Origin of the sequence: Flavobacterium sp. (assembly GCF_017744675.1) — a bacterium.
GTDB lineage: Bacteria > Bacteroidota > Bacteroidia > Flavobacteriales > Flavobacteriaceae > Flavobacterium.
This window is the reverse complement of sequence record NZ_JAGIAV010000002.1, coordinates 512,721-539,454: the sequence shown is the minus strand read 5'-3', so window position 1 is coordinate 539,454 and position 26,734 is coordinate 512,721. Positions and strand designations below refer to the sequence as shown.

At 33.3% G+C, this 26,734-nt stretch carries 27 protein-coding genes; 13 read left to right on the top strand and 14 right to left on the bottom strand.

Annotated elements, in window-relative coordinates:
* Window positions 1–166 precede the first annotated feature (166 nt).
* Window positions 167–553, top strand: coding sequence for a helix-turn-helix transcriptional regulator (locus tag J7574_RS07735; RefSeq protein ID WP_290966603.1), 387 nt, complete (start codon window positions 167–169; stop codon window positions 551–553).
* Between the two features lie 86 nt (window positions 554–639).
* On the opposite strand, the gene J7574_RS07730 is transcribed toward J7574_RS07735, so the two are convergent.
* Both J7574_RS07730 and J7574_RS07725 read right to left on the bottom strand, forming a co-directional pair.
* On the bottom strand, window positions 640–1,425 hold the full coding sequence (locus tag J7574_RS07730; RefSeq protein ID WP_290966602.1) for a sulfite exporter TauE/SafE family protein: 786 nt from the start codon (window positions 1,423–1,425) through the stop codon (window positions 640–642).
* Between the two features lie 196 nt (window positions 1,426–1,621).
* Window positions 1,622–2,248, bottom strand: a complete 627-nt coding sequence (locus J7574_RS07725) for a Crp/Fnr family transcriptional regulator (RefSeq protein ID WP_160782091.1) — start codon at window positions 2,246–2,248, stop codon at window positions 1,622–1,624.
* Between the two features lie 360 nt (window positions 2,249–2,608).
* On the opposite strand from J7574_RS07725, the gene J7574_RS07720 reads away from it, so the two are divergent.
* The 4 genes from J7574_RS07720 (at window position 2,609) to J7574_RS07705 (ending at window position 7,474) form a co-directional block, all read left to right on the top strand.
* On the top strand, window positions 2,609–2,920 hold the full coding sequence (locus J7574_RS07720) for a rhodanese-like domain-containing protein (protein WP_129745301.1): 312 nt from the start codon (window positions 2,609–2,611) through the stop codon (window positions 2,918–2,920).
* Between the two features lie 75 nt (window positions 2,921–2,995).
* Window positions 2,996–4,576: an NADP-dependent glyceraldehyde-3-phosphate dehydrogenase gene (locus J7574_RS07715; protein ID WP_290966594.1), complete on the top strand. Its 1,581-nt coding sequence runs from the start codon at window positions 2,996–2,998 to the stop codon at window positions 4,574–4,576.
* A gap of 246 nt (window positions 4,577–4,822) precedes the next feature.
* Window positions 4,823–6,700, top strand: coding sequence for a M1 family metallopeptidase (locus tag J7574_RS07710; protein WP_290966592.1), 1,878 nt, complete (start codon window positions 4,823–4,825; stop codon window positions 6,698–6,700).
* A gap of 159 nt (window positions 6,701–6,859) precedes the next feature.
* A complete protein-coding gene (locus tag J7574_RS07705) occupies window positions 6,860–7,474 on the top strand; it encodes a tetratricopeptide repeat protein (protein ID WP_290966589.1) in 615 nt (204 codons plus the stop codon).
* A gap of 51 nt (window positions 7,475–7,525) precedes the next feature.
* On the opposite strand, the gene J7574_RS07700 is transcribed toward J7574_RS07705, so the two are convergent.
* Window positions 7,526–8,089, bottom strand: a complete 564-nt coding sequence (locus tag J7574_RS07700; RefSeq protein WP_290966587.1) for an outer membrane beta-barrel protein — start codon at window positions 8,087–8,089, stop codon at window positions 7,526–7,528.
* A 174-nt stretch (window positions 8,090–8,263) separates the two neighbouring features.
* Here J7574_RS07700 and J7574_RS07695 point away from each other — a divergent pair, with 174 nt between their 5' ends.
* The 5 genes from J7574_RS07695 to J7574_RS07675 all read left to right on the top strand — a co-directional run bounded on the left by J7574_RS07695 (window position 8,264) and on the right by J7574_RS07675 (window position 15,198).
* Complete coding sequence (locus J7574_RS07695) at window positions 8,264–8,671, top strand: GNAT family N-acetyltransferase (RefSeq protein ID WP_290966584.1); 408 nt, start codon at window positions 8,264–8,266, stop codon at window positions 8,669–8,671.
* Between the two features lie 169 nt (window positions 8,672–8,840).
* A complete protein-coding gene (locus J7574_RS07690) occupies window positions 8,841–9,215 on the top strand; it encodes a hypothetical protein (RefSeq protein ID WP_290966581.1) in 375 nt (124 codons plus the stop codon).
* A 176-nt stretch (window positions 9,216–9,391) separates the two neighbouring features.
* Window positions 9,392–10,474: an efflux RND transporter periplasmic adaptor subunit gene (locus J7574_RS07685; protein ID WP_290966579.1), complete on the top strand. Its 1,083-nt coding sequence runs from the start codon at window positions 9,392–9,394 to the stop codon at window positions 10,472–10,474.
* 112 nt (window positions 10,475–10,586) lie between these two features.
* Window positions 10,587–13,754, top strand: coding sequence for an efflux RND transporter permease subunit (locus J7574_RS07680; protein WP_290966576.1), 3,168 nt, complete (start codon window positions 10,587–10,589; stop codon window positions 13,752–13,754).
* Complete coding sequence (locus J7574_RS07675; protein WP_290966574.1) at window positions 13,747–15,198, top strand: TolC family protein; 1,452 nt, start codon at window positions 13,747–13,749, stop codon at window positions 15,196–15,198. The genes J7574_RS07680 and J7574_RS07675 overlap by 8 nt, the downstream gene beginning before the upstream one ends.
* Window positions 15,199–15,275: 77 nt before the next feature.
* On the opposite strand, the gene J7574_RS07670 is transcribed toward J7574_RS07675, so the two are convergent.
* From J7574_RS07670 to J7574_RS07660, 3 genes are all read right to left on the bottom strand, one after another.
* The gene (locus tag J7574_RS07670) at window positions 15,276–15,758 is read right to left on the bottom strand and encodes a hypothetical protein (protein WP_290966572.1); all 483 of its coding nucleotides are present in this window, start codon (window positions 15,756–15,758) and stop codon (window positions 15,276–15,278) included.
* A 138-nt stretch (window positions 15,759–15,896) separates the two neighbouring features.
* Entirely contained in the window at window positions 15,897–16,706 is an 810-nt protein-coding gene (locus J7574_RS07665) for a helix-turn-helix domain-containing protein (protein ID WP_290966569.1), read from the bottom strand.
* 46 nt (window positions 16,707–16,752) lie between these two features.
* Entirely contained in the window at window positions 16,753–17,502 is a 750-nt protein-coding gene (locus J7574_RS07660; RefSeq protein ID WP_290966566.1) for a DeoR/GlpR family DNA-binding transcription regulator, read from the bottom strand.
* A 98-nt stretch (window positions 17,503–17,600) separates the two neighbouring features.
* Between J7574_RS07660 and J7574_RS07655 the strand changes: the two genes are divergently transcribed.
* Entirely contained in the window at window positions 17,601–18,134 is a 534-nt protein-coding gene (locus J7574_RS07655; RefSeq protein WP_290966563.1) for a 5'(3')-deoxyribonucleotidase, read from the top strand.
* Between the two features lie 71 nt (window positions 18,135–18,205).
* On the opposite strand, the gene J7574_RS07650 is transcribed toward J7574_RS07655, so the two are convergent.
* Window positions 18,206–19,933, bottom strand: a complete 1,728-nt coding sequence (locus tag J7574_RS07650) for an ATP-binding protein (RefSeq protein WP_290966560.1) — start codon at window positions 19,931–19,933, stop codon at window positions 18,206–18,208.
* Between the two features lie 56 nt (window positions 19,934–19,989).
* A complete protein-coding gene (locus J7574_RS07645) occupies window positions 19,990–20,163 on the bottom strand; it encodes a hypothetical protein (RefSeq protein WP_290966557.1) in 174 nt (57 codons plus the stop codon).
* A 568-nt stretch (window positions 20,164–20,731) separates the two neighbouring features.
* On the opposite strand from J7574_RS07645, the gene J7574_RS07640 reads away from it, so the two are divergent.
* Together J7574_RS07640 and J7574_RS07635 are read left to right on the top strand one after the other, a co-directional pair.
* On the top strand, window positions 20,732–21,361 hold the full coding sequence (locus J7574_RS07640; protein WP_290966556.1) for a hypothetical protein: 630 nt from the start codon (window positions 20,732–20,734) through the stop codon (window positions 21,359–21,361).
* A 367-nt stretch (window positions 21,362–21,728) separates the two neighbouring features.
* Entirely contained in the window at window positions 21,729–22,094 is a 366-nt protein-coding gene (locus J7574_RS07635; RefSeq protein ID WP_290966554.1) for a hypothetical protein, read from the top strand.
* 155 nt (window positions 22,095–22,249) lie between these two features.
* On the opposite strand, the gene J7574_RS07630 is transcribed toward J7574_RS07635, so the two are convergent.
* The 6 genes from J7574_RS07630 to J7574_RS07605 form a co-directional block, all read right to left on the bottom strand.
* Window positions 22,250–23,602: a GH1 family beta-glucosidase gene (locus tag J7574_RS07630; RefSeq protein ID WP_290966551.1), complete on the bottom strand. Its 1,353-nt coding sequence runs from the start codon at window positions 23,600–23,602 to the stop codon at window positions 22,250–22,252.
* Window positions 23,603–23,813: 211 nt separating this feature from the next.
* Window positions 23,814–24,023, bottom strand: a complete 210-nt coding sequence (locus J7574_RS07625; protein WP_290966548.1) for a hypothetical protein — start codon at window positions 24,021–24,023, stop codon at window positions 23,814–23,816.
* A 9-nt stretch (window positions 24,024–24,032) separates the two neighbouring features.
* The gene (locus tag J7574_RS07620) at window positions 24,033–24,446 is read right to left on the bottom strand and encodes a hypothetical protein (RefSeq protein ID WP_290966546.1); all 414 of its coding nucleotides are present in this window, start codon (window positions 24,444–24,446) and stop codon (window positions 24,033–24,035) included.
* Between the two features lie 91 nt (window positions 24,447–24,537).
* On the bottom strand, window positions 24,538–25,605 hold the full coding sequence (locus J7574_RS07615) for a type I restriction endonuclease (RefSeq protein ID WP_290966543.1): 1,068 nt from the start codon (window positions 25,603–25,605) through the stop codon (window positions 24,538–24,540).
* Between the two features lie 211 nt (window positions 25,606–25,816).
* Window positions 25,817–26,026 (bottom strand): NINE protein, encoded by a 210-nt coding sequence (locus tag J7574_RS07610; protein ID WP_290966539.1) that lies wholly within the window; start codon window positions 26,024–26,026, stop codon window positions 25,817–25,819.
* 3 nt (window positions 26,027–26,029) lie between these two features.
* Window positions 26,030–26,632, bottom strand: a complete 603-nt coding sequence (locus J7574_RS07605) for a PH domain-containing protein (RefSeq protein WP_290966536.1) — start codon at window positions 26,630–26,632, stop codon at window positions 26,030–26,032.
* Window positions 26,633–26,734 lie beyond the last annotated feature (102 nt).

Genomic DNA, 26,734 nt, shown 5'->3' with positions numbered 1-26,734 from the left:
ATGGTTATCTTATTATTAGCAAAAAGAAAAAATTAACGAAACGCTAAGGCATAATGTATTTATTATGAACTAGCTTTATGAATACCCAATAAAAAGTATAGTTACGCCGTTACTATTTTACGGCTGGCTGTTTTAACTATACATGACCTCAAAATCAGAAAAAAATATGGCCACAACAATTAAAAACAAAATTAGAAATATTAGAGAGTTAAAAAATTACACTCAGGAATACATGGCAGAAAGATTAGGTGTAACTCAGGCGGGTTACAGTAAAATTGAGAAAGGGAAAACATCTTTGAGTTATGATAAATTGGTTGAAATAGGGCGAATTTTAGATGTAAGCGTAGAAGATATAATTAGTTTTGAATATGATAAATATTTTAATAATTACAATAAAATAACAGGAAATAATAACGGAAGTATTTTAATTAATACGGATAATACATCGATTCTAAAGGAACTGTATGAAGATAAAATTCAGTTATTAGAAAAGTTGCTAAACAAAACCGAAATTGAGCTTGAACGTTATAAGCACAAATTTGGCGAACTGTAGAAGATTTAGTTTCATCTTTGTCAAAGTGTATTGCTTTGACAAAGATTACTCTACAAGTGAAACTAAATAAAAAGTTGTAATTGCTTTTAGAATAAAACTTCTTTGGCAATGATATAAAATCCCATTATAAGAACAAACCATCCGAAGAGTGGTTTTAATTTTGTGCCGTCAATTTTTTTAGAAAACTGGCTTCCAACAAACATTCCAATTAAAGCCATTGCAGAAACGCTTAGTAAGAAAGTATAATTTATTGGTGTTCCGATGTATAAATCGCCTGCAAAACCTATTGATGAATTGATGGTGATAATTAATAACGAAGTTCCAACGGCTTGTTTCATGGGTAGATTGGCGAAAAAAAGCAAGGCAGGAATAATCAAAAATCCGCCCCCAGCACCAAGAAATCCTGTTACAATTCCGACCAAAAAGCCAATTAAGCTTAATTGTGAATAGTTGGTTTCGGTTGATTTTATTTCAGGCTGATTTTTTTTAATCATCGAAATTGCGGCTGTAATCATAAGTATGGAAAAGATAATCATAATCAGAAAATCTTTTGAAACCGTATAAGATGCCACAGAAAATAAAGTTGCGGCAATTTGAGGAAAGATCACTTCACGAATTATCAAGATAGAAACCACAGAAGGAATCGCAAAATACAAAGCCGATTTTAATTTCAGGTTTCCCATTTTATAATGGCTATAACTTCCAAATAAGGCAGTTAATCCAACAATAAATAAAGAGTAAGAAGTGGCTTGATCTGGATTTACCTTGAATAAATATACCAAAATGGGAATAGTCAGAATAGAACCGCCACCGCCAATTAAGCCAAGAGTGATTCCGATTATGATTGAGGCAAAAAATCCTAGATATTCCATTGCATTTGTTTTGATGCAAAGTTGCTTCGGAAATTAGAAACCTACAGTAACATTTATCACAGAAGTGATTTTATATTTTTTTTCTGCCACGAATTCACGAATTTTCTTTTGATAATGATTGAGAAAAAATGAATTCGTGAAATTCAGCGCGATAGAATACATCATTACAATTCGTGAATTCGTGGCAGAAAAAACTTTACTTCAATAATTCAATTTGGTTTCGGTTGAGTTTAACCAAACCTCGTTGTTCCATTTTTTTTAATAATCGAGAAACAACTTCTCTAGAAGTGTTTAGTTCGGTTGCGATTTCTTGATGCGAAAGATTCACTTCAGAACAGCCGCAGGCATCAGAATGTCTTTTTAAGTAAAACTCTAATCTTTCATCCATAGAACGGAAAGCGATATTATCAACCACTTCGAGAACTTCCTCAAAACGGCTTCGATAGGTTTCAATTACAAATTCGTACCAAGAACGGTGTTCCATCATCCATTTGTCCATTAACTGTAGCGGAATCATCATTACGGTAACATCTTCTACCACTTTTGCCATAATCTGGCTTTTTTCGCTTTTTGCCGTGCAAATCATCGAGATGGCGCAGGCTTGTCCAGGTTGCAGGTAATACATTAAAAATTCTCCGCCATCTTCGCCTTCGCGATAGATTTTGATTTTTCCTTTAATAATTAGAACTGTATTTTTTATGTACTGTCCGGTGCGCATTAAAATGGTTCCGGCTTCAAAATCCTGAAGGCTTCCGTTTTCTTCAATCGTAGCGATAAGTTCGTTAGAGAAATTAGGAAATATGGTTTTTAATGATTGTTGCATTGTGTATTTTTTTTGCCACGAATTGCACGAATTGCTACTAATTAAGTTGTGAAAATTGGTGTGATTCGTGAATGGTATATTTATCAAAATCGAATTAAAAGTTGTATTTACTTGCAAAGATAATGGTTTGGAATGGGAATAATTATCAGAAAACTAGATTTAAGATTAATTTTGTGTAAATGAAAAAATCCTATTTTCTATCGATTTTGTAGGCTGAATTTTTAAAAATAGTAACTAAATTTGTAATTCACTGATTATAATACTTTCTCTAAAACGTTTTCTGAGAATAATAATCGAAATCGCATTTGGTACGTTTTTTATATATAGAAACGTCGTAATTTTACAAAAACACATTTTACTATGAATTTATCACAAGAAGATTGGGTTGCTCAGTTACAGGCTGACGAAAATGCAGTTATACTTGATGTAAGAACTGAAGACGAATTTAATGACGGCTACATTGAGAATGCTCTTAATATTGATATCAATAAAGGGCAGGCATTTATCTATGAAATCGAAGAATTAGACAAAAATAAAAACTATTACGTATACTGCCGTTCTGGAGCTAGAAGCGCAAAAGCTTGCCAGATTATGAACGAGTTGGGTATCGAAAATGCCTACAATCTGCTTGGAGGAATCCTAGATTGGGAAGGTGAAACAGTACAACCATAAAAGAAGAAGAGGCAATAAAAAAGCCTCTTTTTTCTTTTGAAAATAGAATTACCAGACCATTAAACAAACCAAATTATGAGTTTTATACCAGAAGAATATCAGATTAATAGCCTGATAAATCAAGATACTTATCTTGTGAATGGAGAATTGAAACAATGGACAGGGCAAACCACACCTGTATTTTCAACTATTTCTTCAACTGAAAAATATTCGCCGACTTTATTAGGATCGATTCCTTTTATGGGAGAAAAAGAAGCAGCAGAAGTTGTTGAAGCTGCTACCAATGCATACGATATGGGACAAGGTTTATGGCCAACTATGAAAGTAGTGGATCGTATTAAATGCATGGAAAAATTTGTGAAGCAAATGAAAGAAACCCGCGAAGAAGTAGTGAAATACTTGATGTGGGAAATTGGAAAATCATTGGGAGATTCGCAAAAAGAATTTGATAGAACGGTAGAATATATTTACGATACTATTGCAAGCTATAAAGAATTAAACGGACGCAGTTCGCACTTTGAAAAAGTACAAGGTGTAAACGCCATGATTCGTCGTGGGCCTCTTGGAGTGGTTTTGTGTCTTGGACCTTACAACTATCCTCTTAACGAAACTTTTTCATTATTGATTCCTGCTTTGATTATGGGAAATACCGTAATCTTCAAACCGGCTAAACATGGAGTTTTGTGTATTTCGCCATTATTAGAAGCTTTCAGAAGCAGTTTTCCAAAAGGGGTAATAAATATTGTTTACGGTAGAGGACGTGAAGTGGCTTCTCCGATCATGAAATCTGGAAAAATTGATGTTTTGGCATTAATCGGAAACAGTAAATCGGCAATTGCTTTGCAAGATCAGCACCCGAACAAAAACAGATTGCGTTTAATTTTAGGTTTAGAAGCTAAAAACCCGGCGATTATTCTTCCAGATGCCGATTTAGATTTGGCTATTCAAGAATGCATTACAGGAAGTTTGTCTTTCAACGGACAGCGTTGTACAGCTTTAAAAGTGTTATATGTTCACGAATCGATTGCCGAAGAATTCAACAAACGTTTTGCTGAAAAAGTAGACAGTTTGCTTTTTGGAAATCCGTGGGAAAAAGGAGTGGCTTTAACGCCGCTTCCAGAAACTGATAAGCCAAAATACATTCAAGGTTTAATTGACGACGCTCTTCATAAAGGGGCTAAAGTGATAAATGAAAAGGGAGGAAAACATACCGATAATTATATTTTTCCAGCGGTTCTGTATCCAGTAAACAAAGAAATGCGTGTCTATCACGAAGAGCAGTTTGGACCAGTTGTCCCTGTACTTTCTTTCAAAGACATTAAAGAACCTTTAAAAGATATGGCTGAGTCAAATTATGGGCAGCAAGTGAGTTTGTTTGGTAAAGACATCAAAACTCTAGCTCCGCTAATTGATGCTTTGGTGAACTTAGTTTGTAGAGTAAATCTAAACAGTTCTTGCCAAAGAGGACCAGATGCTTTCCCTTTCACAGGAAGAAAAGATTCTGCAGTAGGAACTTTGAGTATTCCAGATGCTTTACGTTCTTTCTCGATCCGTACGTTTGTAGCTTCAAAAGATATCGATTATAACAATGAAATTCTGCAAGAATTGCTTAACAGCAAAGAATCGAATTTTATTAATACCGATTATATTTTGTAGTTCTCAAGGTTATATATTAATTGTAGATGCCGTCTGTCGCTTTTGGGTAATAGACGGTTTTTCTTTTCTTGTGAAAAAGTAAAAAGTAAGAGGTTTGAAGTATAATAAGATTTTTATATCTCACAACTTACATTTCACATTTTACAATTCACCATTAACAATTTACAATTAATAACTAAATTTGTAACATTGTTTAAAAACAGCAGTCTTATATACCAAACAATTTAACGACCTAAGAATCATTATATGAAAAAGAAATTTTTGCAATTTGCCTTAATAGCATTCGTTCTTTTTGCCCAAAATAACTTTGCCCAAGAGCTTTATATGCCTAGAAACATAAAAAAAGCTTATGAAAACGGAACACGTTCTAAAGACGGAAAACCAGGCGCAAACTATTGGCAGAACCGCGGAAAATACAATATGGAAATCTCTGTTGACCCAAAAACAAAATTGGTAAGCGGAACTGAAACTATCATTTACGAAAACAACAGCAAGGATACATTAAAAAACTTAGTGATCCGTTTTGTAAATAATCTTCATAAACCTTCTTCTCCTAGAGGCGGCGAAGTAAGTAATGATTTTTTAAGCGATGGATTAACGATTACTTCATTAAAAATAGAAAATGAGGTATACAAAGAAGATGCTAGAAATTGGGGAACCGTTGGAAACGTAAAATTGCAAAAAAAGATTTTACCGCATTCAAAAACTACTATAGATATTCAGTGGAACTATCCTTTATCCAAAGAAAGTGGTAGAGAAGGGCAGATCGACGAAACCACTTTTTTTGTAGCCTATAGCTATCCAAGAGTTTCAGTTTTTGATGATTATAATGGCTGGGATAGATTAGCGCATACAGATCGTCAAGAGTTTTATAATGATTTCAATGATTATGTTTTTTCTGTAAAAGCGCCAAAAAATTATGTGGTGTATGCAACAGGAGATTTATTGAATCCAGATGAGGTTTTACAGCCTGAATTTGCTTCACGCTTAAAGAAATCTTATACAACAGACGAAATTTTACATATTGCCAACGAACAGGAAATGAAAAGCGGAATCGTAACCAAGCAATACGATTGGAACGTTTGGAAATTTGAAGCTAAAAACATTTCAGATGTATGTTTTGGTTTAAGCGACCATTATTTATGGGATGCGAGCAGTGTAGTGGTAGATAAAAAAACAAATCGTCGTGCAAGTGTTCAGGCAGCTTACAATGTAAAAGGAACCGATTTTGTTAATTCAGTAAAAAACAATCAATATGCTTTAGATTGGTTTTCTAACAATTGGCCAGGAGTTCCGTATCCGTTTTCTAAAATGACGGCTTTTCAGGGTTTTGCAGATATGGAATATCCAATGATGTGCAACGACTCGCAAACAGACGATCCTGTTTTCGCACAATTGGTGCAAGATCACGAAGTAGCACATACTTATTTTCCTTTTTATATGGGAATTAATGAAACGCGTTATGCTTTTATGGACGAAGGCTGGGCAACCACTTTTGAATATTTAATCGGAACTGCAGAGCATGGCAAAGAAGCGGCAGATAAATTTTATCAGGAATTTAGAGTGAAAAATTATATTCGTGATCGCTCTGCAGAACAAGATCAGCCTATTATTACAATGTCTACACAAGTTTCTGGAGCTGGCTATGGAAATAATTCGTATGGAAAAGCTTCTCTTTCTTATTTGGCTTTAAAAGATATGCTAGGAGATGAACTGTTCAAAAAAGCGCTTCATTTTTATATGGATACTTGGAATGGAAAACATCCAATTCCGTGGGATTATTTTAATTCGTTTAATACTGCAACAGGCAAGAATTTAAATTGGTTTTTCAATAATTGGTTCTTTACTAATAATTATATAGATATTGCAGTAAAAGGACTTTCTGCGGATAAGAAAATTATAACAGTAGAAAATATTGGAGGTTTTGCAATTCCATTTGATGTTATAATTACTTACGCTGATAAATCGACAGTAACATTACATCAAACACCTGCAATTTGGGAGAAAAACCAGAAAACAGCCAAAATAGTTCTGAAAAGCACAAAAAAAATAGAAAAAATCGAGCTTGATGGAGGAATTTTTATGGATGCAACCCCAGAGAATAATATTTTGTATGTTAAATAACTGAGTAAATCTTAATGATGAAATAAAAAACGCTGCTTTTTTTTTTAAAAGCAGCGTTTTTTATTTTTAAAGTTTAAAAATGTTTGAAAATACGGAGAACCGTAAAAGTAAATCTACGAAATATATTACGTTTGCAAAATATTAAAAACCCCAAATTTAATGAAGAAGACATTTGTTCTGATTGTTTTGCTAACTACTTTTCAGTTTTTTGGACAAAGCGATCAAAAGGCATCATTTCAAAAGAATAAATATGAATTGGCTGTATCTTATTATAAAAAAGCCGATTTTGTAAAAGCTATCGATTTATTTTCTTTAGCAGCAAAGATCAAACCTGAAAATGAAATAGGGAAAGATGCTGTTAAAAAAGTAGACACTTTGCGTGAGCTTTTGAGAAAAGAAATTTTAAAACAAGCTATAGGGACTTGGAAAAGGGCAGGGAATCAGCCAGTCTGGTCTACAGCTTCAGAAAATGTCAATGTTCAGTCTAACGTTGATGAAATAGTTGAAATTAAAGAAAACGAAATTCTATTTTATGAAGTCGACAAAAAAAGCAATACGAAGAAATTGCTAAGAACAGAAAACTTAGTCTATAATGATACCAATAGTACTGTGTCGGTATTTTCAGAAATCATTCTTTCAGATGGAACAATTTGGAATTGCAGTATTAATGATAAATCAAATGTTTTGCATGTTATAAATGTAGCAGTTAAAACACAAGAAGGCATTCAGAAAATAGAGAGTAATAATGAAGAAAGTTATTACGTTAAAATCTAAAAATAAGTCATAAAAAAGGGAATCAATCGATTCCCTTTTTTGTTTTATGATTTATAAAAATTTAAATCCAAGAGATAGGTTTGTAACTCCAGTTTTAATTTCACCATTAGAAGCATCAATATCGGTAAGTCCGGCAAGATATCTAACATCAAAAGTCAGTCTCCAGACATCAATTCCCACACCTCCAAGAATGCTGTGATTGTTTTTTTCGAATGCTACAGAGTTTAAATTGTTGCTGGAGCTTATATCAGAGTAGTTCTTCCAATTGTAACCCACAAAAAGCCTTACGTTTCCAAGTTTTCCAAGCGGAACAATTTTAATTCCTGCAATTAATGAAGCATCTGTTCCGGCTAGTTTAAATTCTGTCTCTCCCACGCCGTTCTGGTATACGCTAAAATTGGTTTGAGCATATCCAAATTCGCCTTGAGCATAAAAAAGCGCAAGATTTAATCTGGCAAAAGCAGCCGCGCCAATTCCTGTATTTGTATGGTCAGAGCTGAAACTTTTAGCATTGACAGAAGTAATATTAGTAGAAAACTGTGGTCCAACTTGTATTAATTGTGCGAATCCGTTGGCACAAATACATAAAAATACTGCTAAAAAGAATTTTCTCATAATGGGCTCTATTTGATTTTGGCACTATAAAAATAATCATAATAGATTAAAATTGAACGATTTGTCTGATTTATTTTTATGTAAAGTTTTGAAAGTTAATTATATCGATATTTTCAAGTTGTTTTTTACAATCAAATTAAAATGAATTATTTTTGAACAGATTAATAAACCGATATGGAAATTAAAAAAATAAATGCATCTGATACTTGGCAAATTAGACATGAAGTCATGTGGCCCGATCAGCCTTTTGAATTTGTACAGCTTGAAGAAGATGCTTCAGGGTTTCATTTTGGAGTTTTTGAAGACAACAAATTGGTTTCTATAGTTTCCTGTTTTATTGAAGGCAAAGAAATGCAGTTTAGAAAATTAGCTACTTTAGAAGAATATCAGGGAAAAGGAATTGCTTCTGAACTTTTAAAATACATCTTTAAATTTGCAAAAGAAAAAGGTCTGGAAAAAGTTTGGTGCAACGCCAGAACGAGTAAAAAAGCATTTTACGAGAAATTTGGAATGAAAAACACTTTTAAAACCTTTGTGAAAAAGGGACAGGAATTTACAATTATGGAAATTTTTCTTTTTTAGTTTTTTATTTTAAATTATTGATAATCAGTATTTTGTTTTTATTTTTAAAATTAAAGAGAAAGCGATTGATAAATATTATAGGAGTGAAAACGTTTTCGTTTTATGTAATTGTTAAACCTTGTTAAAAATTCTTTTTTTGTTTTGATTCTTTTACTACTTTCGCACCGAAATGAGAAAGTTAACAGTATTTTTAGTATTCATGAATATGCTTCTGTTTGGTGGAGGCCAATATTTGAATGCAAATACTTTTGGTGCTCATAATCACCATCATCTGCAAAAACACAGAGTTAAGTTTACCAATCAGGATCGCGGTACTTCAATAATTGAAGATGCAGATGTTGATCTTGAAGAAGATCTTCTGGGAGGAGATGATGTTAATACCCTTACGAACAAGTTTTTCACGGCTTCGTATAGTTTGGTAGATGCTTTGTATCTGGCACTTTCAGATCAGTCTGCATCGAATGTTAATCGTTTAAAAATTTCTACGCCTGTTTTAAGGCATTCAAATCCTATTTACATTACTCAACAAGTATTAAGGATTTGATTTTAAAATATACATCGGTTACCTGAGTTACGATCTCTGCGTATCTTGCTGTTGTATATTTTTACTACTTCTGCTTATATAAAGTTAAGGTCTGGACTAAGGCTGGCTGATGCATTTAACATCCAAAAGGAATTTTCATTCCAAAGCATTCAATCGCTTAATTTCCAAACTAAATCATGAAAAAAATTATTATGTTCACAGGCTTAATGGCCTTGGTGTGCTTAACGAGCTGTACATCTAAAAAAGAAGAAAAAGAAGAAGTAGAAAAATTTACCGTTACTAATCCGGTTAGAATTGATACTTCATTTACAAAAGAATATGTTTCACAAATAAAATCGGTTCGAAATATCGAACTGCGTGCCCAAGAAAAAGGGTTTTTACAAAATATATATGTTGACGAAGGACAGTTTGTAAAAAAAGGACAACTGTTGTTTAAAATTATGCCTAATATGTATGAGGCTGAGTTGCTTAAAGCGCAGTCTGAACAAAAATCGGCAGAAATCGAATTGCAAAATGCTAAATTGCTAGCTGATAAAAATATCGTTTCTAAAAACGAATTAAGCGTTGCACAGGCAAAATTACAGTCAGCAAAAGCTGAAGTATCTTTAGCAAAACTTCATTTATCTTTCACAGAAATCAGAGCTCCATTTGACGGAACAATCGATCGTATTCCTTTAAAACTAGGAAGTTTGATTGATGAAGGCGAATTATTGACAAGCCTTTCAGACAACAGCCAAATGTTTGCTTACTTCAACGTTTCTGAACCAGAGTATATTCAGTACGAAACAAACATTAAAGACCGTGCAGATAACAAAGTGGCTCTAGTATTGGCTAACGGAGATATTTTTAAAGAAAAAGGAAATGTTGAGGTTATAGAGAGTGAATTCAACAACGAAACAGGAAATATCGCTTTCAGAGCAAGATTCCCAAACTCTGGAAAATTACTTAGAAATGGCGAAACAGGACAAGTTCAAATGAACGTTCCTCTTAAAAATGCTATCGTAATTCCACAGAAAGCGACTTACGAAATTCAAGATAAAAAATACGTTTTTGTAGTAGGTAAAGATGATAAAGTAAGTTCTAGAGAAATTACTATTACTGGCGAAATTCCTGATTTGTATGTAATCAAAAGCGGTATTTCAGAAAATGATAAAATCTTACTTGAAGGTGTTCAGAAGGTAAAAGAAAAAGACAAGATTAAATACGATTACCAATCTCCTAATAAAGTAATCAATAATTTACGCTTAAAAGCAGAATAGTTTTTTGTTTTATAGTTTCAAGTTTAAGGTTTCAAGTTACGTACTGAACCTGAAACGTGAAACGTGAAACAATTTTAAGCTTCAATAAGTTTAATCATTAAAAAATACGAAAATGTTTAATAAATTTATTCAAAGACCTGTTCTTTCGATAGTAATATCGTTGATTATTGTCTTTTTAGGGATATTGTCGGTTTTAAACTTGCCAATTACACAATTCCCTACGATTTCACCTCCAATGGTGAACGTTACCGCAGATTATCCTGGATCTAATGGTGAGCTTATGATCAAGGCGGTTGTTATTCCGTTGGAAAGAGCCCTAAATGGTGTTCCAGGGATGAAATATATGGCTTCAGATGCAGGAAATGATGGTGAAGCAACAATTAAAGTAGTTTTTAACTTAGGAACAGATCCTAACCAAGCTGCAATTAACGTGCAGAACCGTGTGGCTTCTGTAACCAATAAACTTCCTCCTTTAGTAATTAGAGAGGGTATCAAAATTACCCGTGAAGTACCGAGTATGTTGATGTACGTGAACCTTTACAGTACAGATAAAAATACCGATATGAAGTTCTTGTATAACTATGCTGATATCAACGTACTTTCTGAATTAAAAAGGGTAAACGGTATTGGTTCTGGAGATATCTTAGGAACACGTGAATATGCAATGCGTATCTGGCTAAAACCAGACCGTATGCTAGCTTATAAAATTTCTGCTGATGAGATTATGGAAGCATTATCAAGTCAGAGTTTGGAAGCTTCTCCTGGTAAAACTGGGGAAAGTTCTGGTAAACGTTCTCAAGCATTTGAATATGTATTGAAATATTCTGGACGTTTTACAACAAAAGAGCAATATGAGAATATTGTAGTAAAAGCAAATCCAAACGGTGAGCTTTTGAGATTGAAAGATGTTGCAAAAGTCGAGTTTGGAAGCTCGATGTATGATATCTATTCTAATTTGAATGGAAGACCATCTGCGGCGATTGTATTGAAACAATCTTTTGGAAGTAACGCGAATCAGGTTATTGAAGAGGTAAAAGCAAAATTGGAAAAAATCAAACAGAGATTTCCAAAAGGAATGGATTATGAAATTTCGTATGACGTTTCTAAATTCCTTGATGCTTCTATCGAAAAAGTAATCCACACGTTGGTTGAAGCATTTATTCTGGTAGGTTTGGTAGTATTCCTTTTCTTAGGAGATTGGCGTTCTACGGTTATTCCGGCAATTGCAGTTCCAGTATCGTTGGTAGGAACTTTTGTGTTCATGACATTCTTCGATATCTCATTAAACTTAATTACATTATTTGCTTTAGTATTGGCAATTGGGGTCGTGGTCGATGACGCGATTGTGGTTATCGAGGCCGTTCATGCCAAGATGGAAGAAGAACATCTGTCGCCATTTAAAGCGACTAAGCAGGCAATGCATGAAATTGCAGGAGCAATTGTTGCGATTACCTTCCTTATGGCGGCGGTATTTATTCCAGTAGCGTTCATGTCTGGACCTGTTGGGGTATTCTACAGACAGTTCTCTGTAACGATGGCAACGGCTATTATCCTTTCTGGTATTGTGGCTTTGACCTTGACACCTGCACTTTGTGCCATGATGCTGAAAAACAATCACGGAGTACCTAAAAAGAAAACTCCTGCAAACCGATTTATTGATGCTTTCAACGAAAAATTCAATTTAGCGCAAGGTAAATACCAAAATCTATTGGGTAAAATTGTTAACAGAAGAGTAGTGACAATTGTAGCGCTTCTTGGTTTCTGTGCTGGAACATGGATCATTAGTAGTAATGTGCCTTCAGGATTTATTCCGAATGAGGATCAGGGAATGTTCTATGCCGTTATTCAAACGCCCCCAGGGTCATCATTAGAAAGAACAAATAATATTGCAGAGCGAGTTCAGAAAATTGCTGAAGAAATTGACGGAGTAAAATCTGTTTCTTCATTGGCAGGTTACGAGATTCTGTCTGAAGGTACGGGAGCAAACTCAGGAACGTGTTTGGTTAACCTTAAAGACTGGAGCGACAGAAAAGAATCTGTTCTAGAGATTATGCATGAAATGGAGGAAAAATGTAAAGATATTACAGGTGCTAATATCGAATTTTTCCAACCGCCTGCTGTACCAGGATATGGTGCTGCCGGAGGATTTGAGCTTCGTTTGTTGGATAAAACAGGTTCTGTTGATTATAAGAGAATGGAACAGGTAAATAATGATTTTGTGGCTGAATTGAACAAACAGCCAGAATTATCAAACGTATTTAGTTTCTATAGCTCGAGTTTCCCTCAATATATGATGAAAGTCGATAATGATTTAGCACAGCAAAAAGGTGTTTCTATCGAAAATGCGATGAACTCATTGTCAACTCTTGTGGGAAGTAACTACGAAATCAGTTTTATCAAATTTGGTATCAATTATAAAGTAATCGTTCAGGCTTCACCAGAATATCGTGCACAGCCAGATGATATCTTGAAATTGTATGTGAAGAATAATCGTGATGAAATGGTGCCTTATTCTGCTTTCATGAAATTGGAAAAAGTGTACGGACTTTCAGAAATCACACGTCATAACATGTATACCTCAACACAAATCAGTGGTTCGCCAGCTCCAGGATATAGTTCTGGTACAGCGATTAAAGTGATTCAGAAAGTGGCAGCTGAAAAATTGCCAAGAGGATATGACATTGACTGGGCAGGTATTTCTGCCGATGAGGTGGCGCAAGGTAATCAGGCTATTTGGGTATTCTTAATCTGTTTAGGCTTCGTTTACTTGGTATTAGCAGCTCAATACGAAAGTTTTATTTTGCCATTATCGGTAATTCTTTCTTTACCAGCAGGTATTTTTGGAGCTTTCCTTTTATTAAAATTAACAGGATTAGAAAACAATATCTATGCTCAAGTTGCTATGGTAATGCTTATCGGTTTATTAGGTAAGAATGCCGTGTTGATTGTTGAGTTTGCGATTCAAAGACATGCTGCAGGTAAATCGGTTTTAGAAGCTGCAATGGAAGGAGCCAAAGCGAGGTTCCGTCCAATTTTGATGACTTCGTTTGCTTTCATCGCAGGTTTATTGCCACTTGCTTTTGCGACTGGTCCAGGTAAAATTGGTAACAGAACAATTGGTACTGCAGCAGCAGGAGGTATGCTTATTGGAACCATTTGTGGTGTATTTGTAATTCCAGGCTTGTATTTCATATTTGCCAAAATTGCTGAGAAACACAAATTGGTAAAACATGAAGAAGAAAACCCATTAACAGAAGAAATTGATAACAATCATGTATAGAGTTAAAACATATCAATATAGTATTGTATTAGCTGCATGTCTGGCAGTTGCAGGGTGTAAAACCCCTGCACCTGAGGCAGCAGTAACTACAAGTACGCCGGTTCCTGATTCATTTGGACAAACAGCTCAAACACAGGAAGCAAGCAACAATACAGCTGCGTTAGCGTGGAAAGATTATTTTAAAGATCAGAACCTCATCGATTTAATTGATGCTGCTCTTAAAAATAACCAAGAACTAAATATTACTTTACAGGAAATAGAAATCGCAAAGAATGATATTCGTGTAAAAAAAGGACTTTTATTGCCAACTGCAGGTTTACGTGCGGGAGCTGGAGTAGAAAAAGTAGGTAGATATACAAGCCAAGGAGCTGGTGATGCTACAACTGAAATTATGCCTGGTAAAGAAATGCCAGATCCGTTGGGAGATTTTACCATTGCAGCTTATGCAAACTGGGAAGTAGATATTTGGAAAAAACTTCGCAATTCTAAAAAAGCAGCTTTAAACAGATATTTGGCTACTGTTGAAGGTAAAAACTTTGTTATTACAAATCTTATCGCTGAAGTTGCCGATTCTTATTATGAATTGTTGGCTTTAGACAATCAATTAGAGATTGTAAAACAGACAATTCAATTGCAGACTAACGCTTTAGAAATTGTAAAAGTTCAAAAACAAGCGGCAAGAGCAACTGAACTTGGAGTAAAGAAATTTGAAGCAGAGGTTTTAACTTCAAGAAGTATGGAGTTTGATATCTTACAGCAGATAAAAGAAACAGAAAATAAAATCAACTTTTTGCTTGGAAGATATCCGCAGGAAATCAAAAGAACAAGCACTACTAATTTCTTAAGTCTTTTACCAGCGGCTGTAAGTTCTGGAATTCCATCTCAATTATTGCAGAATCGTCCAGATGTAAAACAAGCAGAATTGCAATTAGTAGCAGCAAAATTAGATGTAAAAGTAGCTCGTGCAGAGTTTTATCCTTCTTTGGATATTACTGCTGCGATTGGAGTAAATGCTTTTAAACCTTCTTATTTGTTTACAATGCCAGAATCGCTATTGTACTCATTGGCCGGAGATCTTGTTGCGCCTTTGATTAATAGAAATGCCATTAAAGCAGAGTTTGCAAGTGCTAATGCAAGACAAATTCAAGCATTGTACAATTACGATCGTACAGTTTTAAATGCTTATTTAGAAGTGTCAAATCAAATGTCTAAGATTGAGAATCTTCAAAAAGGTTACGATCTTAAATCAAAACAAGTTGATGCATTAAATACCTCTATCGAAGTTTCAAACGATTTGTTTAAATCGGCAAGAGTAGACTATTTTGAAGTTTTAATGACACAAAGAGATGCTTTAGAAGCAAAATTGGAATTAGTAGATACTAAAAAAGAACAATTAAATGCTGCAGTTCATGTTTATAGAGACTTGGGCGGCGGATGGAAATAAAATTGCCACTTAATTTGTAGTAAAAAAGCCTTTTGGGAGTAAAATCCTGAAAGGCTTTTTTTGTTTTAGACTAGTATTTATTCTGCTTTGCGATTACTGCTAAAAGAATCTCTAAACATTTTCCAGCCTTTAGGAGTTTTTTTCCAAAGAACAAGAAACTTGCCATCATCCATAAGTTCGCCTTTCGAATTTAAAGACTGCCATAACCCTTCTTCGGTTACATATTCTACGCCATCGCCGTATATTGCTGTAGTGATAAATTTACCACCTCTTAAACCATATTCGTCATAGGCTTTTCTAAAAAATTTAGCAGCACCTTCTTTTCCATAAATTTGAGGTGCATTTGGAAGTAATATTGAAGCGTCATCGGCATAACGATCTATGAAAATGGAAGCATCATTATTTTTAAATGAATTAAAATAAATGGCGTTGCTTTCCTGAATTGCTTTTTTTGCTTCGTCTAAATTGGCTGTTTCTTTTTTTGATGCCGAATTACAGCTGTTTAATACTATGATAAATACAAGTAGTTTTAAAATTGTACAAGGAGCATAATTTTTCATAACAATAGTTTTAATTAAAAGAATAGATTTATATTATTTTAATCAAAGGTATTGCGTTTAAAAACTTTTAAATTGTACAAATCGGAACTGATTTTTATTTTTTGAGATTCTAAGATACTAAGAAGCTGAATATTGATTTTATACAATTAAATTATTTATTGGAGATAGATTTTCTAAATAAGAAGTAGGTGTAGTTCCTGTAAAAGCTTTAAAATCTCTTATAAAGTGCGACTGGTCGAAGTAGCCAGAATCGTAAGCAATTGAAGTTAAAGGGGAATCGTTATTGGCAATCAGTTTTAGGCTACGCTGAAAACGGATAATCTTGTTAAAGGATTTTGGGGCAAGCCCTGTGTGTTGAAAAACCAATTTATGAAGATAGCGAGGCGTCATTCCGTATTTGGCTGCAATAGTATTGATCTCGCTCCCCGATGGATTTTGGACTAAACTCGATAATATATGAGCTACTTTTTGAATTTTTTGTGATTTATTATCATTGGTTACCAGTTTCTTGATTAAGAATGCTTCAATAAGTTCAATTCGCTTTTGTATTTCTGAAGTTTCTAAAAGCTGTAAATATAGCGTTGTTATAGGTTTGCCAATTACATCTTCTAAATCTAAAATCTGATCGTTAAATATCCCGATTTCATCATTAAAAAAATAGGACGCAGAATAAGTGTAAAACCGAATGCCAAGCATAGTGTGCCTACCTTTTGATTTTATGGCAAGTGGCTTTGTTATTTGTCCCCATAATTCAATTTTGGGTGTTTTATGAAATTTTTCATCAATTAAGGATTCCCAAATACCGTCGCCGAGGTTAAAAATCATTTCCATTTCGCCACTCGGAAATACAGTGTCTTGAAATTCTATATCAGAATCTGATTCAAAAATATAATAATGTTTTATATAAGGTTTCAGAATTTCTGATGGTAGAAAATATTGGAATTCCATTGCGCTATAGTAATGCTAAATCATTGTTTAGATCAAAGTTATGAAATTAAAGAATAGTCACCCCCGTATTTTTATACACTTTCAAAATTTCTTCGTCAGGCGAAATGTTAGTTACTAGAACATCGATATCTTTTAAATGAGAAACAAAATAAGTTTCTGCGGTATCGATTTTTTCACTCGACCCCAAAGCAATTATGAAATTCGAGTTTTGAATCATACTTTTTTTAATCAGCGAATCATCATACAGAATTCCGGTAAGACCACGTTCGTGATGAATACCGCATGTTCCCAAAACACAGATGTCAGCTCTGAAATTTCTAAAAAAGTCTAGAGATTCCATACTAGCAGTAGTAAAAGAGGTTTTGCACATTTTTCCTCCAGCAAAAATCAAATCGATATTCGGTAGATCTTCGACCAAAACAGCAACAGGAAAACTATTTGTAATGACAGTTAGTTTTAAATGATGCGGAAAACTTGCCACTAAAGCCAAAGAAGTTGTTCCTCCATCAATAAAAACTACTTGCCCATCTTTTAAATACGAAATGGCTTTTTCTGCAATAATCTTTTTGTTTTCCAGATCATGCTTTTCTCTTTTTCTATAATGCAAAGGCATCGGAGAAGGAGCCACCGCACCACCACGAACCGCTTTTAAAAGCCCCTGATCTGAAAGCTCTTTCAAGTCCCGTCTGATCGTATCTTCAGAAACACTCAAATATTCACTCAATTCAACAGAAGTTACTCGATGTTCTTTTGATAAATAATCTAAAATAGTCTGCTGGCGTTCTTCCTTTCTCATTTTATTTGCGGTTTAATATTGCAAAAATAAATAAAAAATTGCAATAATTTGCTGTTTATTGCAATTTTTGCATAATTTAGTAGCAAAATAAATGTACAATGAAAAAGAAATCAATTGCAGTCGACATGGATGGAGTGCTTGCTGATGTAGAAGCACACCTAATCACTTACTTCGAAAGAGAATTTGGAATAACCATTTCAAAAGAAGATATTCAAGGTTTAACTGAAGAAGAAGCTTTTCACGGTCGGGAGAAGGTGCTTAGCGTGTTAAACTCTAAAGACTTTTTTAGAACATTGCCTGTAATAGAAGATGCTGTAGAAAGTTTAAAGCTGTTACAGGAGAATTTTGAGATTTATATTGTTTCAGCAGCGACAGAATTTCCGCTCTCGCTAAATGAAAAAATAGAATGGCTTGCAGAACATTTTCCCTTTATAAAATGGCAAAATATTGTGCTGTGCGGAAGTAAAGCCATTATCAATACCGATTATTTGATCGATGATCATCCAAAGAATCTAGATTTCTGCATTGGTAAACCAATTATGTTTACCGCGTTTCATAATGCCAAAAAAGAAAATTATTTAAGAGTAAATAATTGGAAAGAAGCTGTTGCCGTTTTAAAAGAGGCGGTGTAGTGCAAGTTAATTTAAAAAATCACTTGTTTTTTGAAGAAAAAGCCTTTCAGAATCATCCGAAAGGCTTTTGTTTATTTAGGAATTACGATTTTAGCTTTAAATCCGTTTTCGGGTTCTGTGTCAAATTCAATAGTACCTTTTACTGTTTGAATTCGATGTTCCATATTCTGGAGGCCATTTTTAGAAATCTTTGTTTTCTCGCAGCCAATTCCGTTATCCGAATAGCGGATTAGAATTGATTTTGGATCACTTTCAAATTTTATCACAACAAGATTTGCGTGGCTATGCTTTTTCATATTCACCATCAATTCTTGCAGTACGCGTCCAATGGTGATTTTCTTGATGTCGTCAATCTCTTCCCAGTTTACGTTTTCTAAGTTTGTGGCAATAATATTTCTTTCTAAAGTATTGTAGGCAGAAAGCATTTCTTTTATGCTTTTGGTGAAATCTTTTCCAGTTTCGATCTTATTGTTTTCTTTTGAAATTCCTCTCACGCGCCCGTAAATATCATCCAGTTTCTGGAGTAGATTCTCTTTGGTGTTTTCTACAGCCAATGGCTGAGATTCCGCAAAAGCAATTACCTGAAATACATCATTGGCCAATTCATCATGGATTTTTTTTGAGATTCTCGTTTCTGTATCGTACGAACTTTTAAATTCGATAGCCTTGTTTTTATTTTTGTAATAGCGAATTAAAATTGCAATTAGAATAACTAAAAAGACAAATGCTATAACAAATACAATTCTGAGATATTTAGCTCTTTGGAGAGATAATAAATTTTCTGCCTTTTCTAAACGAAGTTTGGCGTTTTCATCTTTTTCCTTTGTAGCGTCGTATTTAATTTTGGCAGATTTATTTTTAAAATTATTTCTAACTTTAATTATGCTATCGTTTAATGTAAAATATTTTTGAGTGTATTTGGGAGTATTAGGAGTATTGTCATTTGAGATTAATATTTGTAAAGCTTCCAATCTTTCGTCAACGCTATTAAGTTTCGTAGATATATTATAAGCTAAGAGAGCATTTTCATCCGATTTTTTCGGATCTTTTTTAGAATAATAATCGGCTAGGTGAAGATAACTTTCAATACTTCCATAGTTGTCCTTACTATCAATTCTAATTTTTAGACCTTCATTCATTAATTGGAATCCTTTTTCATCCATTCCGTTCTTAAAGTAGGCATAACCTAAATTGTCTAGTAGTATCGACTTGTCATACGGTGTTGCTTTCTCTTTTAAATCTTTACTTGAAAGAGATTGTAAAAGTGAATCTAAGATAGGGACTGCTTTATGATATTGTTTCTGACAGATATAGATTGTTGCAATATTTTGTAAAGGAGCATGTTTTAAGAGAGGGTCTTTATATTCATTTGCCGCTAGTTTATAATAATAAATGGCATCATCATAAAGAGCAAGTTCTTTGTCTGCGATACCTAAATAATTATTTATACTAGCAGGATAATCTCCTTTTTTTTTAATTAATGGTAGTGTCTGTAATGCTTCAGTTAAAATTTCTTTGCTTCCATAATAATCGCCATTCCGCTGATGGATTTCTGCAATTCTAATAAGTACGTAAGAGATTTTGGCACTGTCTTTTATAATATTATAAAGTTCCTTTGATTTATTGAATTGATAAAAAGAGGTGTTAAAGTTTTGTTTGTCATAATTTTCAATTGCTTTGTTTCGTAGGGCAAGCGCTTCTTTTCGAATAGATTCTGTCTTTAGATTAATGGGCTTTTTTTCTTCGCATGAGAAAAGAAAAAGAGTTATGATGAAATAAAAAAACGGGGATCGTAACATGCAAATTTACTTTCCCCGAAAATAGTAATTAATTAGACACTAAAATTTTTTTTTTATCATGGTGCCGGTGGTGGTTGATTACCTTTATCACCTGGCCCATCAGGATCATCAGCTGATGGATTTCCAGCCTTTTCAATTTTCTTTTTAGGTTGAGTCTCGTATTCATCAGGAGTACAAGAAAATATCGTGAATAATAGCGCAAAAGCCATTAATAGTATTAGTTTTTTCATTTTAATTTAATTTAGAAATTAGACATAGGTATGGCTGTCTGGAATTGATCCAGATCTTGGAATGCGATACCAAAATTGGTTTTGGGAAGTAGATCGTGTAGACCTGTAAGACGTAATTTACACTTCCCGAGTAAACTCGGTCTTACGGTTTTCCACAATGTTAATTAGAACTAGTTTTATATTTTTGTTTTAGTCTGCAGACAAAACTTGAACTAATTTCTTGATGCAAAGTAAAGGCGCTTTAAGATCACTGTTGACAAGGGATTCCCGGAATTCCTGCGTTTTCCTGAGATTCCCGAGAATTCCCAATAAAACGAAATGTAAACACCTATTTTTTTATTTAATTGCGATTCATTTCTAAACAAATCTCTATTATTATAGATGCAATATGCTTGTAAAAAGTTGGTTGGAAACAAGTAAAAAAAAATATAGAAATAATATAGATTTGGAACAAAAATTGAAAGTGCTGAAAAGGGTTTAATTGTAGAAGTCGAAAATAAAGGCATAGAAAAAAGTTTTGGTGAATATTGAAATTAGAGAGTCAAAAGAAGTTCCTAAAAAAGGCAAGATGAATAATACATTAGAAGAATATAAAAAGGCGATTAAACTTAAATACGAGATCGAAAAAGAGGGCGAGTATTTTGATTTTTTATATAACCCTTCACGCGGAAAACTTCGCGATCTGTGTTGGCTTATTTATGAAGATAGACCGACGCAAGATGATTTAAACGTTTTTAAAAATTTATTGTGTTTAGATTTTGACCATACTCAAAAGAATAAGTTTAAGGATCAAAAAGATAAGTTTAGACCTATTGAAACTTTCTTTAAGGGAGAAACAGATCCGTCAAATATTGATGCTATAAATCTTGCTGCAGTGATAGTCGATTTTCAGCCACGCCCTTTTAAAAAGTTCAATGAAAAGTGTAGAACAGAAGAAGCAAAACAATTTAAATTTGTTGCTAAAGACGGAACAGCTGAAATTGAAAATAATGGCATAGAAAAAGAGGTTTTGGTGAAAAATGGACATGACGAGTCGAAAGAAGTTCCTAAAAAAGGAAATCTTTTGCTGAATTTTAGGAATCTATTCTCTAAAAAAATCGCTCAGAAAATATATCCTCGAAAAATAATTACGATTGCGGTTGGAGCAGTTGCTCTAGTTTCTTCTGCCTGCTTATACTTGATACAGAAAAAAGATTAGAAAAGATTGTTTCAAAATGAAACTGAAAAGCATTTTGAAAAATAAAATGCATGAAAAGGTAAAAAGAAGGATTTTGTGAAGTGTAATTCTGGCTCTTAAATAGTTTGTTTTTTGGCATATATTCTACTGTTATTTACTCTTTAAAGATAAGAAAAAAATCCCGTTAAACCTAATAAAATCAATGAAATAATGATTTTTTTTGGACAAAATAGCTATTTTTTTTGATCATTTTGACATGTTAATTGGGTACTTCTGAAAACGGAAAAACTTACTTTTCTCGACTCCTTAATTGCAATAAAATTATCTATATTTATAAAAAATAAAATGGATTTTAAATCTATATCTATTAGTTACAAAAACATTATTTATGAAAAAGCTTCTCTTATTGTTAATCGTTTTATGCACAGTCAGCTGTAAAAAATATGTGGTCTCGTTTGAACAGCCCACAGATATGAAATTGGACAACTTAAAACTAGAAGTATTTCTGGATAAAGAGAAACTTCAAGATATTAGCTTGAAAGCCACAGAAGCATTGCCAACTTACGAAACCGTTGGTCTTTCGGTATCTGGAGAAGGAAAACATTTACTTCAAGTTAAAGCAAAAGATACCACCTTTAATTTTGAGGTAAAGTACCCTGAAGAAAAATACATTATGGTGACTACTCATTTAAAAACCAATGGCAAAATTCATGTAGGAATCTTAAAGCAGAGTTATAAATATAGATTTCGTTAAAAGTTTTTTTTTAACCGCAAAGACGCAAAGATAAACGCAAAGTTCGCAAGGCTATTTAAAGATAAAGCTTTGCGAATTTTGCGTTTATTTATATTGTCAAAAGTAACTTTGCGTGCTTTGCGAAAAACCTTTGCGTCTTTGCGGTTAAAAAAAAATTAAGAAAGAAAATCTTTAAACCACAATCCAGAATTTTTAATGGTCCGTTTTTGCGTTTCAAAATCAACGTGAATTAAACCGAATCTAGCGTTATATCCTTCTGCCCATTCAAAGTTGTCGGTCAATGTCCATACAAAATAGCCATCAACGTTTAAACCGTCTTTTTTGGCCTTTAAAATCTGCTCCAAATGATCCTGAATATAATGAGTTCGTTTTATATCATGAACCTTTCCGTTTTTGACAGTATCAGGAAAGGCGGCTCCGTTTTCGGTAATAATGATCTTCTTTATTCCGTCATATTCATTAAATTTTTTCAGAACATGATACAAAGCAGGCGGATAAACTTCCCAACCCATGTCGGTTGCGATTACATTTCTTTTTTCTGCACTGATTAATTCGGCGCCAATATAGGGCGTAAGCATTGCCGATTTTACAACCTCTCGAGTGTAACATTGCAAACCAATGAAATCGAAATCGAAATCGAGATTGTTTAAATCGTCTTCTAAGATGTAATTATTAAGTTTTTTTAGAACCGGAAGATCTTTCTGCGGATAACCTAAACCTAAAATGGGTTCTATAAAAGTTCTATTCAGTAAAGTGTCCACACGTTTTGCGGCCTCAATATCTTTTGTGCTTTCAGTTGCGGGTTCGATATGTGTACATGAAAATGTAGTTCCAATATGTGCCTCTGGAATTCTATTCCGTATTATTTTCCCTCCAGCAGCAGTTGCCAGAGTTACGTGATGCATTGCTTTTAAGTAATTGGTAATTCCTTTTTTGCCTGGTGCGTGAATGCCTAAAAAATAGCCTGCTCCAGTAAAAACAGAAGGTTCGTTGATGACCATCCAATTTTTAACGCGATCGCCAAAATATTGTATACAGACTTCGACATAATCTTTAAACCATGAGACAGATTCTCGATTGGTCCAACCTCCTTTGACTTCCAGATCATGTGGTAAATCCCAATGGTAAAGCGTTATCCAAGGTTCAATTCCAGAAGCCAAGAGTGAATCTATTATTTTGTTGTAATATTCAATTCCCGCTTGATTGACAGGATGAAGACCAGTTGGCATAATTCTGGGCCAGCTGATAGAGAATCTAAAATTCGGAATATTAAGTTCCTTAATTAGATTAATATCGTCCTGATAAGAGTTGTAGAAATCGCAGGCAGTTATGGCATGATGGCCGTTTTTTATTTTTCCTTTTTGAGAAGTAAAAACATCCCAGATAGAAGAACCTTTTCCGTCAGCATCATGTGCGCCTTCAATTTGGAAAGCGGCTGTTGAGACACCCCACAAGAAATCTTCACCAAATTGGTTTTTATTCAGAAATGAGCTTTCAATTTTATTCATTCAATCTGTTTTTTCCTTTATAATTAAGCTATTTATTAATGAAGGAAAGATGATTGCATGGCTCTTAAAAAAAGCCATTCTTTAAAAGATACTAGAAAATTTAGATTAAAAAGTTTCATGACGATTAGTTTTATTTCAAATTAATAAAACTAATGTGAATTTATTGTAAAGTGATTATTATCAAATGATTAATGTTTAAAAATGGGAAGATTTAATCTTCCCATCCGCAAAGTGTCAATCCTAAACCTTGAGCTTGCTTAAGAGACGTTTTTACAGTCTCATTGCGGCAGCTCGATAAGCCTCGGCAGGTTTCTTTATAATGATATTTTTTTGCGCCACTTGATCCGCAGATGTACACACTAGTTTCTGGCGGTCTAAATGAAGTGACAAAAACAAAAAGTAAGGGTAAGATATATTTCATTTTTTATTTTTATTTGACAACTAGATTGTATTCGTTTCCTTTTTTATCAATAGCTTTTAGTTTTCCATGAGAAACCCATTCGGTATTAATTTCTAACTCAGCGATACTATCTGTTATTAAAATTCCAGCACCGTATTTGCTTTCTGTATTAATGTTTCCAAAGACTGAATCTCCTTTGATGTTAATACCTTTTACATCATAGTTGTACTTATATTTTCCTGGATTTCCAGTTCTATATTTGTATTTATAAGTAGTATTGACATGATACGTTTTAGCCTCTTCTGCAGTAATTGTTTTTCTGTCATCTGCTGCAATGACATTTTTGTAGAATGAATTTACTTGAGGCAGTGGAGGAGGAGCACTAGCCTTTTTGCAGGAGAATATAAAAAATAATAAAACGAGAAGAGGGTAGTTTTTTCGCATAGGCGATTGTGGTATTTGGATAGAATTAAATGTCTTAATCTGATTTAATTAAGATAAATCTAATTAGAATTAAGTTGTTTTAAATGAGTACTTATACGGGATTTAATTCTGTTTCGTACAAAGTCACCGTTTCTAGCAGTTCTTTTTCGTATTGATAAATATCATCAATGGATGAAATCGCAATTTTTACCTCGGTTTTATTATTGTTAAAGAGGCTGATGTATTTTTTTCCAGTGTTTAGATGAAGTCTGCAGAGTGGTTTTCGATTATTATCATCCAACAGAATTCCAAAATAAGATTGCGTATCACGATAGACAATTCTGGCAGTTGGTAGTTTTCGGCGTAGAATTGCCACTACTATACGATAACCATCAAGCTCTTCTTCGGTGGTTACAACTTTGCTGTCGTCTTCAACCGAAATGATTTCTTCATCTTGCTGCTTAATAGTTTCTTTGCTCAAAGCAGCATTTAGTCGATCGTTTATTTTGTCATTGATAAACTGGCTAACTGATTTTTGAACTAAATCTTTAAATTCATCTACCACTTTTTCAGTCAGTCTTCCTGCATATATTTTGTTTGCAAAGAGCTTCGTAAAATCGTTTGAAGGACTTTCTAATTCAGCATTAATAAGCTTCTTAATTTCTTTAATGTATTTTAACGAACTGGCATTGCTTACGATATTATTTACATCAAAATTTGCTTTATGAAATTTTGCAATTTCATTTATTGTATTTTCTTTTAGATTACAGATGTCAAATTCTAAAAAAGGCTTTTCGTCCATTTTGTTTTGATCATCTAGATCAGTAAAAAATTGATAGTTAATCCCGTTTGTTAAAAGTGCAAATCGAGTTTTGGTAACATGAAAATAACGGAATAACTGAGAGTTGTGAACAGTAAGTTTTTCTTTCCAGCTTTTGCATTCTACAATAATAATTGGTTCGCCATTCTGAAAAATGGCATAATCTACTTTTTCTCCTTTTTTTAAGCCAAGATCTGCTGTAAATTCGGGAACCACTTCTAGCGGATTAAATGCATCGTATCCTAGAATGTGAATAAATGGCAATACAAAAGCATGTTTTGTAGATTCTTCTGTTTCGATTTTACTTTTTAGCTGATTTATTTTATCTGCTAACGATTTTAGTTGGATATTCATTTCCATAGGTTTGTAATTTAAAATTGATAATCAAAAGTAAAACCAATAAAAATCAGTATTTTATGGAAATCCGTAATCAATAAAAAAAGCTCCTGAGGAGCTTATAAACATGACTTCTATATTTGAGAAAATGATTTGCGTCTAATAAAGGACTTGTTTTGTAGATTTATTTTTATAATAATGGATTTTTCCTTGTGGAGCTTTTTTCTAATATAAATTAAAAACCATTATTGTATTTTAAATTAAAGGAATGATCAGACATTAATAACAAACCGATAAATTGAAATAAAGCCAATATTGATGGAATAAAAGTCCAACAAAATAAGAGATAAAAAATACCTTGTACTGACTGTCCTAAATAGAATTTATGGATTCCTATGCCTCCAAGAAAAAATGTCAAAACTAGTGCTGTTACTCTATTTTTCATAATTTACATTTTAGATAAAAGTTCTACTTTTTTTGTGTCAAATTCTGCTTGAGATATTATATCTCCATCTAAAAGCTTTTTCAATTTTTGAAGAGTTTCAAGCGGGTCTTCTCTTTGTTCAATGTTTTGAGAAGGAGAAAGGCCAGCATTTACAGTTATTCCTCCTCCTGCAATAGCTCTTTTAGTTTCAAGATCATGTTCACGACGATAAATAACCATTTCTTCTTCTTTTTGTTGAGCAAATTGATATAATTTTCTCGCTTGAGATTTTGGAAGGTAATCTAACATATTTAGCTGTCCTTTTATTGTTTTCATTGTGAAAGTAGCTCCCATAATTCCTTCTTTCATATGACAATCTAATATATCTTTCCAAGCATAGTCTTGAAAATCCATTGACAAACCTAAATTTTTAGGTCGGCAAAAAATTATTCTTTTATTTGTTAAAGCAATACAATCTGGAGATAAATTAATTGCTGGTTTTTTTTGCACAGCTACATATTCTATCTGCTCTCCAGATGTAAGAAGACCTGTAACTCTTCCTAAAAGCTTTTCTACTGCTTTTGGATCTTGCTCTTCGTTTAAAAATTTCTTTAAATCGTTTATCATTTGTATATAGTATTTAAGGGTTACTAATTCAATAACAATCCAAAAGTAAAACCAATCAAAACCAGTATTTTACGGAAATCCATAATCTGATAAATTAAGATT